The sequence below is a fragment of the Christiangramia crocea genome, assembly GCF_022410465.1.
GTDB classification, from domain to species: domain Bacteria; phylum Bacteroidota; class Bacteroidia; order Flavobacteriales; family Flavobacteriaceae; genus Christiangramia; species Christiangramia crocea.
In genome coordinates this window covers 558,828-574,402 of sequence record NZ_JAJSON010000025.1, presented here as the reverse complement: position 1 = coordinate 574,402, position 15,575 = coordinate 558,828, and the positions used below count along the sequence as shown (strand labels likewise).

Annotated in this window: 14 protein-coding genes; 3 read left to right on the top strand and 11 right to left on the bottom strand. The window is 35.7% G+C overall.

Annotated elements, in window-relative coordinates; all coding sequences use genetic code 11:
- Positions 1–216 precede the first annotated feature (216 nt).
- On the top strand, positions 217–1,362 hold the full coding sequence (locus LU635_RS14150; protein WP_240100144.1) for a metal-dependent hydrolase family protein: 1,146 nt from the start codon (positions 217–219) through the stop codon (positions 1,360–1,362).
- Positions 1,363–1,503: 141 nt separating this feature from the next.
- Here the strand turns inward: LU635_RS14150 and LU635_RS14145 are convergent, their stop codons facing one another.
- Positions 1,504–2,322, bottom strand: coding sequence for a class I SAM-dependent methyltransferase (locus LU635_RS14145; RefSeq protein WP_240100143.1), 819 nt, complete (start codon positions 2,320–2,322; stop codon positions 1,504–1,506).
- An 11-nt stretch (positions 2,323–2,333) separates the two neighbouring features.
- Complete coding sequence (locus tag LU635_RS14140) at positions 2,334–2,846, bottom strand: OsmC family protein (protein ID WP_240100142.1); 513 nt, start codon at positions 2,844–2,846, stop codon at positions 2,334–2,336.
- A gap of 462 nt (positions 2,847–3,308) precedes the next feature.
- Here LU635_RS14140 and ftsH point away from each other — a divergent pair, with 462 nt between their 5' ends.
- Both ftsH and LU635_RS14130 read left to right on the top strand, forming a co-directional pair.
- A complete protein-coding gene (gene ftsH / locus LU635_RS14135) occupies positions 3,309–5,294 on the top strand; it encodes an ATP-dependent zinc metalloprotease FtsH (protein ID WP_240100141.1) in 1,986 nt (661 codons plus the stop codon).
- Positions 5,272–5,658: a hypothetical protein gene (locus LU635_RS14130; RefSeq protein WP_240100140.1), complete on the top strand. Its 387-nt coding sequence runs from the start codon at positions 5,272–5,274 to the stop codon at positions 5,656–5,658. The genes ftsH and LU635_RS14130 overlap by 23 nt, the downstream gene beginning before the upstream one ends.
- 265 nt (positions 5,659–5,923) lie before the next feature.
- Here LU635_RS14130 and rsgA read toward each other — a convergent pair whose 3' ends face one another.
- From rsgA to LU635_RS14085, 9 genes are all read right to left on the bottom strand, one after another.
- The gene (gene rsgA / locus LU635_RS14125) at positions 5,924–6,991 is read right to left on the bottom strand and encodes a ribosome small subunit-dependent GTPase A (protein WP_240100139.1); all 1,068 of its coding nucleotides are present in this window, start codon (positions 6,989–6,991) and stop codon (positions 5,924–5,926) included.
- Positions 6,992–7,141: 150 nt separating this feature from the next.
- Positions 7,142–8,278 (bottom strand): alpha/beta hydrolase, encoded by a 1,137-nt coding sequence (locus LU635_RS14120; RefSeq protein WP_240100138.1) that lies wholly within the window; start codon positions 8,276–8,278, stop codon positions 7,142–7,144.
- 168 nt (positions 8,279–8,446) lie between these two features.
- Entirely contained in the window at positions 8,447–9,865 is a 1,419-nt protein-coding gene (locus LU635_RS14115; RefSeq protein ID WP_240100137.1) for an amidohydrolase family protein, read from the bottom strand.
- A 246-nt stretch (positions 9,866–10,111) separates the two neighbouring features.
- A complete protein-coding gene (locus tag LU635_RS14110) occupies positions 10,112–10,507 on the bottom strand; it encodes a VOC family protein (RefSeq protein ID WP_240100136.1) in 396 nt (131 codons plus the stop codon).
- Positions 10,508–10,785: 278 nt separating this feature from the next.
- The gene (locus tag LU635_RS14105; protein ID WP_240100135.1) at positions 10,786–11,109 is read right to left on the bottom strand and encodes an EthD family reductase; all 324 of its coding nucleotides are present in this window, start codon (positions 11,107–11,109) and stop codon (positions 10,786–10,788) included.
- A 296-nt stretch (positions 11,110–11,405) separates the two neighbouring features.
- Positions 11,406–11,849: a GNAT family N-acetyltransferase gene (locus LU635_RS14100; RefSeq protein WP_240100134.1), complete on the bottom strand. Its 444-nt coding sequence runs from the start codon at positions 11,847–11,849 to the stop codon at positions 11,406–11,408.
- 185 nt (positions 11,850–12,034) lie between these two features.
- The gene (locus LU635_RS14095; protein WP_240100133.1) at positions 12,035–12,991 is read right to left on the bottom strand and encodes a calcium/sodium antiporter; all 957 of its coding nucleotides are present in this window, start codon (positions 12,989–12,991) and stop codon (positions 12,035–12,037) included.
- Between the two features lie 133 nt (positions 12,992–13,124).
- The gene (locus tag LU635_RS14090) at positions 13,125–14,195 is read right to left on the bottom strand and encodes a ligand-binding sensor domain-containing protein (RefSeq protein WP_240100132.1); all 1,071 of its coding nucleotides are present in this window, start codon (positions 14,193–14,195) and stop codon (positions 13,125–13,127) included.
- 86 nt (positions 14,196–14,281) lie between these two features.
- Positions 14,282–15,523, bottom strand: coding sequence for a serine hydrolase domain-containing protein (locus LU635_RS14085; RefSeq protein WP_240100131.1), 1,242 nt, complete (start codon positions 15,521–15,523; stop codon positions 14,282–14,284).
- Positions 15,524–15,575 lie beyond the last annotated feature (52 nt).

Sequence of the window (15,575 nt, the reverse complement as noted above, 5' to 3'; positions counted from 1 at the left end):
TTCATTTTACTCAAAACCGTTAAATTCTCCAAATTAGAAATTCACTAATCCTATATGTCCAGAATTAACTTACTTACTTGTTTTATTTTACTTTTCTCTACTAACATTCTCGTTGCTCAAGGCAAGGAAGTTTTCATTAAAGCAGGATATGTATATGATAGTAAACAAAATATTATTTTAAAGGATAGGATAATTCAAGTAAAGGAGGATAAAATTGTGAAAATAGGAAGTAATATAGATATTCCCGATAATGCTAAAATTATTGATCTGGGAGAGTATTTAGTACTTCCGGGCTTAATTGATGCTCATACACACGTTTTATTCGATCAATCTCCAAAAGATGATTTCGCGAACCATAGTATTAGAACCCTCGTACTGGAAAACCAGGCCTTGAGAACTTTAAGAGGAGCCAGCAGGGCTAAATCATATCTCGATGTAGGCATAACTTCTATTAAGGATTTAGGTAATTCCGGACAGTTTCTCGATGTTGCATTACGTGATGCAATTAACGAAGGAACTGTAGAAGGTCCTGGCATTTTTGCGGCAGGGCAAATTATGTCTGGTCCCGGAGGCCAGATTTATGGAGTTCAGAAAGAGCATCAGGATATTGTAGACCAGGAATATCGTATCATTAAAAATCCTAATGATGCTATTAATGCCGTTCGTGAACATATTAATCAGGGAGTTGATTTAATTAAAATTTGTGCAGATAATCTTCCAAATAATACAAGATTAACTTTCGAGGAAATTCAAGCGATTGTTAAAACCGCCCACGATTACGGATTGACGGTTACAGCTCATTCAATTAGTGATCAATCTGCATGGGAGGCAATCAAAGCTGGTGTGGATGGTATAGAACATGGTTTTTTCCTGGCTGACTCTACTTTGAACTTAATGGCGAAAAAGAAGGTTTTCCTGGTACCTACTGAAAACAGTCGCAAATATATGGAAACCTATTATAGACTTGAAGGTAGTAATCCGGAAGAACTTACCTGGATTGATGGTTATATGTCTAATATGAAAAAAAGATTAATGAAGGCAATTGATATGGGAGTAACTATTGTAGCAGGATCAGATAATTATACAGATATAGGCGTTTCCCGTGGTGTTTCTTCGAGTGATATGTTCAAAACCTATTACGAAGCAGGAATGAACCCCCTGGATATTCTCCAGTCAGCAACCTATCTTTCTGCTCAAAGTCTAAATATGGAGAATGAAATTGGAGTTTTGAAGCAGGGATCATTTGCTGATATTATTGCGATAAAAGGTGATATTGAAGGTGATTTTTTAAATACTTTAGAAAATGTGGTATTTGTAATGAAGAGAGGTGAAATTTATTTAAACAAATCCCTTGAAAATTAATATTTATTAGCCTTCATAAAAATTTTGTACAACGGTCTCCGCTGCAGTAAACCAATTTCTTTCCTAGTTACTAGAATTACTATTTTCTAAGGATTAAATATTTAACTATTTATGGCGTTCTGTATGCCGATTTCTTCTTATTTAATGTTTTATCCCACTGCATATTACAAACTCACCCGGGATTTCATATCCGTTTTCAGTTTTAAAAGGCTCAATAGATTTTATGTATTCCTTTTTAGCTTCATTTTTAGTATCCTCATCGAATCTGGAATAGGCCAGTGCTACTGGCCCTCCTAAAAATGATGCTTCACAAGCTTCCTCGGCAGAAGAATAGTTTAGTTTGGTTTCAATTTTAACTAAAGAAACCTCTTTAAATCCGGCCTTTTCAAACGCATATTTTAAGACTTCGCTTTCTCCAAGATTAAAAAACATTGGACAGACATCTGTATTCACCCGGGCATCAACAATTGGAAAAATTTCGGCCCATCCGCATTTCTTTCTGGATCCCCAAACAGCAACAACTGCACGACCATTTTGTTTGAGCACCCTGTACATTTCTGCAATCGAAGCATCAGGATCAGGGAAATACATTAAACCAAGTGCACAAATAACCAGATCAAAGCTATTATCTGAACAAGTAAGATTTTCAGCATCCATCCTTTCGAAAACGACATTGGTAAGATTTTTTGAATCTCTTATTTTAGTGCCAATCTTGACCATTTCGTCTGAAATATCTGTAGCAAGGATTTTACCCTTTGAGCCGACTTTTTCAGCGATTCTGAAAGTTATCAATCCGGTTCCGGCTGCAACATCCAGAATATCTTCATTTGGTCGAATATCAGACACTTCAATAAGAAGGTCATGAGCAGGTCTTAGCTGTTCCTGCCAGCAATTTTCATAATATGCTGCAGCCTTGTCCCAGCCATATCTCTGAACCCTGCGCTGTAAATCTGGTTTCATAACTTATTTTTTTAATCCTTATTTAATTCTATTTGTCTCACACAGGATTGAGCTCTTGTAAAAACGTCCAGATAGGGACTGTGTTTATCTCCTGAATTCAATACGTTTTCTATTTCTTCACGTGAAGCAGGACTTTTAATTCTTACGATGTATCGAATCTCTGAATATCCTGGAGGAGAATCTGAAGTATCGAATAATCCACCATCATCATAATCTGCCTGTATTTCTACTTCTAAACTATCTATTGTTACGTCAAGTTTAGATGCCCACATCATATAGCCAATTGCTAAACAGCTTCCCAGGGCGGCACGACCTAATGCACCGGGTGTTGATGCAGTACCAGATCCACCTACCTGTTTAGGCATATCTGTGTTAAACACCCAATCACCTTCCCTGGTCTCGCAAAAAAGCCCATTTACAATACGAGTTTTAGAAATGCCGGTACCATAGCCTAATGATGGTTTTAATGTCAGGGCCTGATGGGTTCTATTAAATTTATTTTTTATTTCATCCTGGTCTTTCATATATGAATGCTCCTTTACTGTATCTAAATAAGGCTAGGGGTCTTTGTTACGGCAAGTAGCGTGGAGGAGGGCGAGTTCTTGTCGGCTTTAATATTTCTTGCGTAGTCTCTAAAATAGCACTTTTTACCCAATAGTCTGCTATTTGTTGATAACCGGTGTTGAGCAAGGATTTATATCCAGAACTATTTTATTTTCCAGGGTTTCGATATTCCTATCCGGATTTCCAGTTGAATTATTTTTTAATACCCTTAAAATCTAACTGATATATATCATTTCTAAAAACCGGTATTTAATATAACTTACTAATTAGAAGGTTGTGTATACTGGGTCAGGCCAGGCTGAAATCGAATAGATAGAAATACTGGTTTTTACGTACTAGATCTTTAATCTGAAATAAAAAAGAACCGTGTATTTACCTATATAACTCAGGATGTATACATCATCTATTTCATTTCTAAACTGATGAAAAAGCTTACAAGCAATAAAGGAAAAAAGAGCTTTCAGGAATTTGAAAAACCTGGAAAACAGAAGCCTGGATCAGGTTTTGGCTGGTTCTATTTCCTTGTAATCATTTTTATGCTCATTATTTTCGTGTTCACCAGGTTCGGCAATGAAACCAAACCAATAAGCTGGTTGGATTTTGAACAAAAAATGTTGAGTCAGCATGATGTGGCTAAAATTGTGGTGGTTAACAATGAGATTGCCGAGATCTATATAAAGCCGGAGAAACTTTCTGAAGATAAATATAAAGGTTTAACCGATGGAGTTTTTGCCAGTAGTACCGGGCCGCATTATATCATGCAGATAGGAACTGTAGAAAGCTTTGAAAGTAAACTGGGAAAAGCCCAGCAGGATTTCACTTCAGATGAATTGATAGAGGTTACCTATAGCACTACTTTTGACTGGATCTCTGCTCTGGCCTGGATTATACCTATAGGTTTGCTCATATTCTTTTGGATGATTATTCTACGCAGCGGTCGTTCCGGCGGTGTGGGGAATCCACTTTTTAATTTTGGGAAATCTACCGCTAAATTAATGGACAGGACCATTAAAAGTACTACCACATTCAAGGACGTAGCCGGTTTAAAAGAAGCCAAGGTCGAAATTAAGGAGATTGTAGATTTTCTTAAAAATCCTGAAACCTATACCAAACTGGGGGCCAAAATTCCGAAGGGTGTTTTATTGGTAGGGCCTCCCGGAACTGGGAAAACACTGATGGCCCGTGCGGTAGCCGGGGAAGCGCAGGTACCATTTTTCTCTCTTTCCGGATCTGAATTTGTTGAGATGTTCGTAGGGGTAGGAGCCTCCAGGGTAAGGGATCTTTTTAAAAAAGCAAAAGAAAGTGCCCCAAGTATCATTTTTATTGATGAAATAGATGCAGTGGGCCGTACCCGGGATAAAGCAAATGCGCTTAGAACCAATGACGAAAGGGAAAGCACCCTGAACCAGTTACTTACTGAATTAGATGGATTCGGGGTAAATACCGGAGTTATAGTACTTGCGGCTACAAACCGCGCCGATATTCTGGATAAGGCCCTGCTAAGACCGGGAAGGTTTGACCGGCATATTTTTCTGGAACTTCCTAATAAAGATGAGCGGAAAGAAATTTTCCTTGTGCATTTAAGGCCAATAAAGAAAGCTGCAGATGTAGACCTGGAAATATTAGCCTCCCTGAGTCCGGGATTTTCAGGGGCAGATATTGCCAATATCTGTAATGAAGCCGCTTTGATCGCTGCGCGTAAAAAAAAGAATGAAGTGGCGCAGGAAGATTTTATGGAAGCCAGGGACAGGGTAATAGGAGGTTTGGAGCGAAAAAGTAAGATTATATCTCCAAAAGAGAAGGAGATCATCGCCCATCATGAAGCCGGGCACGCGGTAGCAAGCTGGTATTTAAAAAATGTGGATGCTCTGGTTAAGGTTTCCATTATCCCCAGAGGAAAATCCCTGGGTGCCGCGTGGTATCTACCGGAAGAGCATCAGATTATAACCAGGTCCCAGTTCATAGATCAAATTTGTGCATCCCTTGGTGGCCGGGCAGCTGAAGAGATCATCTTTAATGAGGTGTCATCGGGTGCTTTGGATGATCTTGAAAAGGTCACAAAACAGGCATATATCATGGTAGCCTATTACGGTCTGGACAAGGAAATAGGGCCTATAAGTTTCTATGATTCTACAGGACGCTATGAAAGTTCATTAGTTAAACCATATAGCGAAAAGATGGCAGAGTCTATAGATCGCGAAGTACAGAATTTGATTAATACTGCCTACGAAACCACAAAAGGAATATTACTGGAACACCAGCCTGAACTAATAAAACTGGCTCAACTTTTACTAAAGAAAGAGGTAGTGGAACAGGAAGATCTGGAAAACATTCTCGGGAAACGGAATAGAGAAACGGAAACTATAAATAAAAAAATTAAAAATCATGAAAAGCGAAGTAATTTATAACGATGACCTGCATTTTGAACATCGTCACTGGCAGGGGGAACTTTCCTTCTGGCAGGACGAATTAAAATCTTTCAAAAAAAGGATGGAGGAGCTGTCTAAGAGATGGACAGATGAAAAGGTTCTGGCGCAATTAGAACATTTTCAAAACCAGTTTATTCGCCATGGAGAAGTTATAGACAGCCTGGAGCACGAAATACACGTGCATGAGACAGATATGGCCAAGCATGCTGAGAAAGGCGAAGAGGTTATGGACAGGGACCTGACTAAAAATCATTTTGAATTCAGAGAACGTATGGGATTACAAAGGAAGATTTATGCAGAATTGAAAGAGGATTTTTTCCGGTTTCTTTCTAAATACAGGTAGAAGGCGAAAAAAATTCACATCACCCTAAGTCCCGAAAGGGCTCCGGAAAATACAAATCGGGAAATAGAGAAATTATCTCTTAAACATTATCTGCCGAACGAAATAGGGCAGTCTGAAACTGTGTATTATAATTCTTTTAAAGAAGCTGGAGGTTTTCATTTTACCCTGGCCGTATTTCATGTGAAGGACCATCATTATAGTTGAAAAACTGAAAGATCATTCATTTAATCAATAAAACCGCTGTTACTTATACACCATGTTGTGCTTAGTGCTTTTTGTAATTACTTTTCTTGTAATTCTTTATCATTTTCCCAAAAGCCTTGTCCTTCTTGCGTTTTTCAGCGACTGTTGTTTCAAAGTGCTCTTTTTCCCGCTCCATTTTTAAGTAGTTTTCGTAGGACGATCTGTCTATTTCGCCACTTTCAACTGCTTTCAAAACTGCACAACCTACTTCAGTAGTATGCGTACAATCTTTAAATTTACAATCTTTGGACAATTCGATTATTTCTCCGAATGTAATTTCTAATCCATCCTTAGAATCTGCAATTCCAACTTCTCTCATTCCTGGGTTGTCTATAAGAATACCGCCATTTTCGAGAACTAATAATTGACGGTGACTTGTAACGTTACGTCCTTTGTTCGTGCTTTCACTAATCGTATTGGTTTGCATCAACTGTTTCCCTGAGAGATTGTTCAAAAGGGAAGATTTTCCTACTCCCGATGAACCTAACAAACAATAGGTTTTACCTTTTTCAATATTCTCTTTCAGTTTTTCAAATCCTTCTCGGGACTCATTGCTTATAGGAATTATAAGTACCTGTTTTATTCTTTTTTGTACGGTATCGATCAGTTTTGATAATTCGCGATCATTTATCAAATCAATTTTACTGAGAATGATAATTGGCTTTACGTTGGATGAATTACAAATGGTTAAATATCTTTCAATTCTGTTGATGTTAAAATCCCTGTCAACAGCCTGTACAATAAAGGCGTAATCAATGTTTGTTGCTATAATTTGCTTCTCTCCCGGTTTTGCTACGGCTTGCCTTTCAATAATTGTTTTTCTTGGGAAGACGGAATGAATAAGTACTTTATTGTCGTCGTCAAATTCAGAGATTGCAACCCAATCACCTACAGCGGGAAAATCAGACCTATTACGTGCTGTAAAACGCAGGTTTCCGATTATTTCACCATCATATTCTTTTTTAGGGGTTTTCACAATGTATCTTTCCTTGTGTTCTGAGATAACCCTACCCACGCTTAAAGAATCAAGATTTTGGTCTTTTCTGTAATTTTCTAATTCTAAATTATATCCTAAATCTTCAAGTGTCATTTTATCTCTTCTGTATTAAACACAAAGGCTGAGATTATCGCAGGCCAGGTGAGAAAGGTCACATTCTTGCCGGCCTGGTTATTTTGCCTGTTAGTATCTAAAATAACTCTTTTTATCTAACTGAAGGCTAACTGTTAACCGATGTTTCAATTAGTTTTTATTGCAATTATTCTTAATCCATTTAGTGTATGTTTTTAAATATCCTTTTACAAAAAACGGGGGTGGAATACCTTTTCCGAACTTCCACTGGAGTAAGGAATGGTCTCCTTTATCAAATTTCACAACTTTGATATTCTTATATCTTTTGAAGTTTGAAATAGTTTCTGATGGAGGAAATGATTGATTGTCATCTCCAATTAGAACGAGAATATCTGTATTTGTTTTTTCTAAATATTCCTTTGGATTAAAATTCATAACCTTATGCCACCATGGGTAATAGTAAAGTTCATTAGAGAAATCTTCGCCTGCCTCAAACCAGGCTTTATTCTGTGATTTCATGATCTTGCTTTCTATTTGTTTACGATTCAATGAATCATTATCAAATGCCAAGATTTTCTGATAAAGACTTTTAGCCTCCTTAATATCCTTATTGTTGAAATTTTTTCTTTCCAGGCGATAGGTTAACTCTCTTAGGGTTTGTTGGAATGGAGAGGTTCCTGAAGCCGATACCATCAATATAAAATCTATTTTCTCCAGGGAGTCAACTATAAGGCTAACCCATTCACCCTCGCTTACAGCAAAAAGGCCTACTTGTTTAAAATTATTTTGAGATTTCACCCGTTTAATTGCTGCAATAGCATCATTAGCATAACCTCTGTATCCAACTTCATAAGTTTCCCCACCTGATTTTCCACTACCTCGTTTATCATAAGTAAAGCTGGCAATTCCTTTACGGGCTAAATGGCGGGCATGAAAAGCATATTCCTTTCTCGTTTCACTTCCTGAACCATGAATAAAAACTATTAAACATTTACTTTCTGTAAACTTTGGCTTATAAAGAGTGCCATAGAAGTCTTTTCCATCATTTTGAAAAGTAATTTCCTTTTCATCATAAAGGAAATAATATTCCTTAATTGAAAGAATTAATAGAAGGAGAGAGAGGGATAAAACTATATAATAATATGGTTTTCTTTCTTTTAAGAGAAAGTAAATAAAAATTGAAACTAAAATTATTGATAAAATTATTACAAAGAATCTTGTATCTATAATCACTCCTGTAGCAGTGAAATTAGACCAGAAAAGCAGGTAGCTTAAAATCAAAAAAATTATTATCAATAACTTTCTCATATTAAAAATTAATGTTAACGGTTAGGGTTAACAACATGGTGCGGAAATTAGCACATGGCTCCGTAGCTATTGGTATGTCTTAGACCTGGTTTGCTGATCAAGTTAATTATTTTCTTTCTAACGGCGCCGCCTATTTCCGATAGGCGTTGTCAGGCACAGTTTCAATCGCTAATATTCTGCTCTTTTATTCCAGTCAAAATCATTTTTATTTAAATCATTTTTCTTCTCCAATTCTGAAAGCATAATGTTGATTCTTTCCTTTCCTATCCATTTTCCATTGACAAATACACCTTCAATTTTCCTGGTGTTTTTTATATTTTCTAAAGGATTTTCAGCAAGTAAAACCAGATCTGCAAATTTTCCTGTTTCGATAGTTCCAATCCTGTCATCTATTTCTAACCATTCTGCAGGCAGACGAGTTGCAGAAGTTAACGCTTCTTTTGTAGTTAGTCCCGCGTCTACCAGAAGTTTTAATTCGTCGTGTAGTGAAATACCCCAAACGATTCCTGATGTTCCTGAGTCTGTTCCGGCAACCATTGGTACACCTTCTTCTTTGAAGGCCTTAACTAACTGAATATGGAAATCTACCAGGGAGTCAAAATATGCCACACGCTGGGGTGATGTACCTTTATTGTACTGGTTAGAAACTATCCATTTACTTTGCATTAATGGATGTACGTATTTAAAACCAGGTAAATTTCTAACACTATCAAGTGAGCGTGCCTGTTTCGCTATATAAACTAAATTCGATAGATTGGGAGTAACCCAGGTGCCATTATCTTTGGCAAGTTTGGCAAATTCTTTTGCAACATCATTTGTGTACCTATCAGTCTGACTTGAGAATTCTTCTGCGTGAGCCACCATACCAAAATGAGGAACAAATGCATCTCTTGTATTTCCTTTAAAGACTGTTGGAATATGGCCTATGACTTTCATCTTTTGTATTCTTGCTTCATCAACAATGGCTTTGTATGTTTCAGCATTTAGATTTGAATATACTTTAATGAATTCGTAGCCTTGCTGTTTGGCAATTCTCACCGTTTGTCTTCCGTCACTTGCGGTATTGGCATAATTCCCGGAATTTCCACCATCAATTAGAAATGCTAAAGCAATGCGAGGTCCCATGACTTCCCCATTTATAATTTCGTTTCTCTGACCGAAATGTTCTACCCTGCCATTAAGTTCAAAAGCGGTTGTAACTCCATTTGCTATGTAGAGCAACATAAAATCTTGATTATTAAAAAATAGGGTAGCACCCTTTGTAGGATAATTTGAGCTCATTCTTATATCAGCCAGATTATGAACGTGCATATCAATTAGACCGGGAATCAGCCATTTATCTGTTCCGTCAATTATTTTCACATTTTTTGGAATAGAATCACTATTAACGGATGATATTATATTGTCTCTGATTACAATTGTAGCATTCTCAATTACTTCATTATCTGCAGTCATTGGGATAATATTTACGTTTTTGATCACGTAAGCATTATGCGATAGATTTTTGGTCTCTAATGTTGAATTATTCTGTGCAATTGAATGGAAACTGATAAGCAGAAATAAAGCTGGAATTTTCAGGTACTTCATTATATTTTTTGATTGATGATTATAATTATAAGATGATGGAATTCTTTATTTGTTACAATACTGGTTTAATATTGTGCCTGACGGTCTTGGTTATCGCAAGTTAGCGGAGTAGGGAAGTGGTCCCTATAGCCAAAGGTCCAGATAGCTATTGGGATGTCAGATTAAGAGATGGATTATCGTCAGGTTAATTATGATCTTTCAAAGACTGCCTCCTATTTAAGTTATGCGTTGTTGGCAGTAGTGTTTTTACAATTCTTCCACGAGTTGAATATTATTACCGCAGGTGTCATTAAAAACGGCAAAAATTACCTTCCCCATTTCAGTTGGTTTCGTGCTAAACTCTACACCAAGTTTCGTCAAACGTTCATATTCGGAGGCTACATCCTGAACGTCAAATTGAGTCCAGGGAATTCCAGCTTCCATTAATGCCTCTTGATATACCTTAGATGGTTCAAAATGATTAGGTGCTGGTTCCAATAACAATTCAGGCCCGTCTTGCCAATCTTTAGAAACTAAGGTGAGCCATCTGTTACCACCTCCTAAAGGTTCGTCCTTCTTTTTGATAAAGCCTAATTTCTCAGTATAAAATTTCAAGGCTTTTTCTTGGTCTCGTACTGGAATGCTAATTAGTTTTATTTTCATTTTCTATGATTTCACATTACTCTCAACCTTATGGTTATCGCAAGTTGCGTGTGGAAGGAAGCGATCTGATAGCTATAGGGATGTTGGCTTGACCATTTTCTTTCCTGGTTTCTAAAATTACACTTTTTCTATATAGGTCAGTGTTTTAAACCTGAAGGCATTGAAATTCATAATTTTTTATTATTAATACTGGTCAGTGTTCTGCTTTTTATTCCATCTTTATACCCTTAAAACCAGAGGACTGACTTTAAGATTATTCGATTTTTATATTTTTTCAGTTAAATCATTACCTCACTAATCTGAACAGTAGGTTCAATATTTGTGAAATTAGGTAAATCCGCCATTATTTTATCGGCATTCGGACCAAAAGAGTTTCCAAATTCCTCCATAGAATTAAAATACAGGTTTCCCATAGCTGCAAATGCTGCCGGTGAGTCAGGTGCTCCACCCTGGAGACCTTTTTCAACTGTTGCACCCTGTACTGCATCTCCCAATAATTTACCAACCATTGGTACGTGTTTGTTACAGTAATAATCCATGTTAAATGATTTACCTTCTCCATTGGGGTACAATACGCTTACTTTGATCATTCCTTTTTTCATAATACCTGTATTAAATTTCTTACCAGTAAGTTGTTTAAAATAAAACCACGTTTTTTCGTAGTGCTAGATTTCATTGAAATTATGTTGAAGATAATATTTTTCTTTAAGCAATTCTTTGCAAGACTCTGTTTTATAGTAAGTTGCTGGCTTATTGTTTTGTTGTTTGGGATTTAAATCATCGATTTTGTTCAAATACCGCATCCTGGTCCCTTACCGATATTATAACCAGTTTTCTTCTCAAGGCTTAGCTTTACTTTTTCTAACAAATAATCATTCTATAAACCTTAGAACAGGAATTAAGACTTGTTGCTTTTTTTCATTTGGTATAAGTCAAAACCTTTTGCCCAGAAATCCCTTTCGATCTTTTCTAATTCGAACCCCATTTTTTCATAAAATCTATAAGCTAGTTGAGATGTTCTGACAATTATCAGGTCTACTCCAGTATTCTTTTTTATATGATCAATTCTGTGTTGTGCCAATTTTCTTCCAATTCCTTGGCCTTGTAATTCAGGATCAATAATATCCCAGGAAATTCTGGCTAATTTTTCTTTGGGAAAGTAATTTATTCCACCGGCACCTACGATTTGAGAATTCTGCTCGAAAACGAAATAATCTTCTATTTCTTCATCGAGATATTTTTCTAATTCTCTTTCTTCAGACGGATCAAAATATTCTGGAGTATTTCGTTTTAATAAATCTTTTACTTTCGATTTATCTTCGGGAACATAACGTCGTATCATTCTTTTTTTCGCTAATATTCAGATTCTTTCTTTTATAAAAATCCCTGTGAAAATTGGTTAGAACGGCCTCGATTATCGTAAGGCCGTGATCCCGACCCTTCTGGAGTCGGCTTATTGTTTTGTTATTTGGGAGTTTAGATCATCAATTTTGTTCGAATTCCGCATATAGGGCGATTGTACGTTTTTTATTGTATTTCCTTCCACACTAAATAGATAGTATAAATCAAATAGAAGCTTAATAATATAGCAGATTCCCATCTGTCAAGTCTTTTTCTTTTACCTGTAAACATTGCCATAAAAAGAAAAAGGCTTCCTCCTATTAAAATAAGAATGTCTAAATTAAATTTTGGGTGATATGAAATTGGATTGATGAATGAACTAACAGATAATATTAGCAGAATATTAAAAATATTTGAACCGATCACATTTCCAATCGCTATATCACTATTTTTCTTAGTGGCTGCCACAATTGATGTTAATAATTCTGGTAAAGAAGTTCCTGCAGCAATTATAGTCAAACCAATAACTTTTTCGCTTACTCCCAGGTTTGTTGCTATCAGTATTCCATTATCAACAACCAGTTGACCTCCAACAATAAGACCCGTAAAACCTAATAATATAAATCCCCATATTTTCAAATTTGATTTGTGCTGGTAAGAAACTGCAATATTTTCATCTTTTTTCATCTGCCTGAACATATAAAACAGAAACGCAGTAAAACCTATGATCAAAATTCCCCCATCAAGTCTTGATATTTGAGAAATTTCATCTAAAAAGAAATTATTCGCCAGTCCTACCAGTAATATAGCTACTACTAATGAAATTGGAATTTCTCGCCAGACAGTTGAGGATTGAACAGTGATAGGGTAAATTAAACCTGCCGTACCAAGTATTATAAATAAATTGAAATTATTACTCCCAATAATATTCCCTAATATAATATCTGGATATCCATTTAAAGAGGCAATGGAATTGACCACTAATTCGGGTGCGGAAGTACCGAAAGCAACAATTGTTAATCCAATTACTAGATCAGAGACATTGTACTTTTTCGCTAGTGAAGAAGCACCATCCACCAACCAGTTCGCCCCAAAAATCAAAGCTGCAAACCCAAGAATTATTAACAGTAATGAAATAACCATTCTAGTTTTTATCTATTTTTAAATACACCACAATATTGGCTTAAGACCTTGTTCGCTGGTGAAGTTAATTATTTTCTTTCTAAGGCTACCTGCCTATTTACCGATTAACCGTAGTAGAGCGTTCGTATTTCTTTTACCAGGGTCCATTCCTCGTTACATTAATAAATTTCCCGTTATTTAATCTAAAAGCACCACCAAAACCCACGAACCAGAGTCTGTTATCCCGATCTTTAAATATTTCAAAAGTTACTGGACCTTTATTGTTTTCTGTTTTCTCATATTCAATCAACTTTTCTCCATTATAGGTATATAAAAAATGTTGATCTGAAACGAACCAAAGATTACCCTCTTTATCTTCTGCTATACTTCCTATCCCTTTTCCAGTTTCAATTATCCCTTTTGTGATATTTTTTGAACTATTATCTTTTAAATTATATAGCCCGACTTTGGTAGAAACCCATAATTCTCCATTTTTATCTTCAAATACTTCATTGACAAAATTTGTTTCAAACCCTAATTTTTGAGAAACATGCGTAAGCGAATTATTGGCATACGAGAACAGACCAGCGTTCGAGCTAAACCATAATGTGCCTTTACTGTCCTGAAATATATCGTGAACCATTTTTGAACTTGAAACACCTGAAGTCGAGTCTACTTTACCTTCGGGAAGACTGAATTCTGTAAACCCCTTAGCGTTAAAAACACATACGCCATCTATTGTTCCAATCCATATATTGCCCTTTTTATCGGAGGCAATAGACCAAACGTCATTGTTGATCAATCCATCAGATTCATAGTAATTAACCACAATGTCTCCATCGATACTACTTACTCCATCTGTATGTCCAAACCATATTTTTCCATCCTTAGCTTCGGTGATATCCTTTATGGTTACTCCTTTTCCGGATTCACTGATTATTTTATCAATGTGAATTAATGAATCACCATTTAATTTAAATGCTCCATTTTGGGTTCCAAACCAAAAATTGCCTTTACTATCCTGAAATATAGTTCTTACTACTTGACTTATCTGATTGTCGAAATCTGAAAAAAACGTGTTTTCTTCGTTTTTAGTTTTTGATTTAGGGTTCTCTGTTTTCTTTTCAGAATGTATAGGTTGTAACTCGCTCTTACCTTTTTTTCCATTACAAGAATTTAAAATAAGTAATGAAATTATGACTATATATAGTTTATTTTTTATCATTAGTATCTTTCATTCGTATTAAATAGGACACACAGCGGTTTAGTATATGGACCGTTTTAATGACTTATTTACATTGTTGTAATGCGTTATTCTCTTTCCCCTTCAACGGTTATCCCTTTCCAGCCCATCAAAGCATTATATGAACCTGATTCATTTTTAACGAATTCAAAGGATTCAGTTGCTTTGGGGTTTTCAAAAAAGATTGTTTCAGTTTCAGCTTTAAGTGTAGCAATCTTTTCATTGTCCTGAAAAACAACAAGATTATCACCCTCTATGTCTATTTTTAGAATTAATCCATCAAAATCAGCGAAGGAATAAGAGCCCACATAGCGTTCTAGAATTTCTCTTTTTACAGCAATGGACTGTCTGTTCAGTTCTTTCGGTAGCTCAAAGGCTTCTTCTTTTAATATTTTCGCAACATCCTCAATAGTTTTGAAAAATGGCATCCCGTCATAATTAGCTAAAAGCACAAACCTGAATTCGTGTTCTAAATCAGAATAAACCTGGGCTCGTATTCCTTTTGAACCGCCATCTTTAGCAATTATCCCATTTTTATTCATCATTGCTGATTTGTAGGGTTCATTTTCTAATTGAATAAGAAAAGTATTCAAATCTGAAACAGTAGAATATAATCGGGCTGTTTTAAATTCATCTTCTAGAATATTAGGCACTTCAAAAAGAGTGGAATCCTTCAGGATATGATTTTTTGCAAGATTTTGTAATCGGTTCTCATCTGTAAAGAAATGCGAACCACTCTGATTCATATTTAAAGGCTTAAATATTTCGTCTACTACACATTCGGCAAAAGGCTTTTTATAAATTTTTGAAATGATGTTGTACAATAATTCATAACCAACATTTGAATATTGAACGTCCGTTCCTGGTTGAAAAAGTAATTTTTCTTTTTTAGCCAGATTAACTATTTCATCAGAAGTCAAATTGATTTCCTTTTGTGTTAAATTTTGCAACTCTCGTGGTAAACCAGAACTATGATTAAGAAGCATTTCAATCGTAATCCTTTTTGCATTTGGAAAGTCAGGATAAAACCTGGCTATGGGTTCGTTTTTAGAAATAACTTCATCTTCATTTAATTTTACAATCAAATAATGGGTCATTAATTTAGCAACAGAATGAATATCAAACTGATGTTCTGTAGTTACATAACTTGAACTGTCGGGACTTTGGTAAATATTATAGGCTTTTTCTATAAGTAAAGTATCGTTTTTATATGCCAGTAAAACACCATTGAATTTTTTAAGATCTGTCAATGCTGAAAAATAATTATCCAAATTTTCACCTGTTGCTTTTAACCCTTTGGAAAGTCCCATCTCTTTAGGCTGCTCATTACAGGAATTGAGTATAATTAGTAAAAGAAAAAGG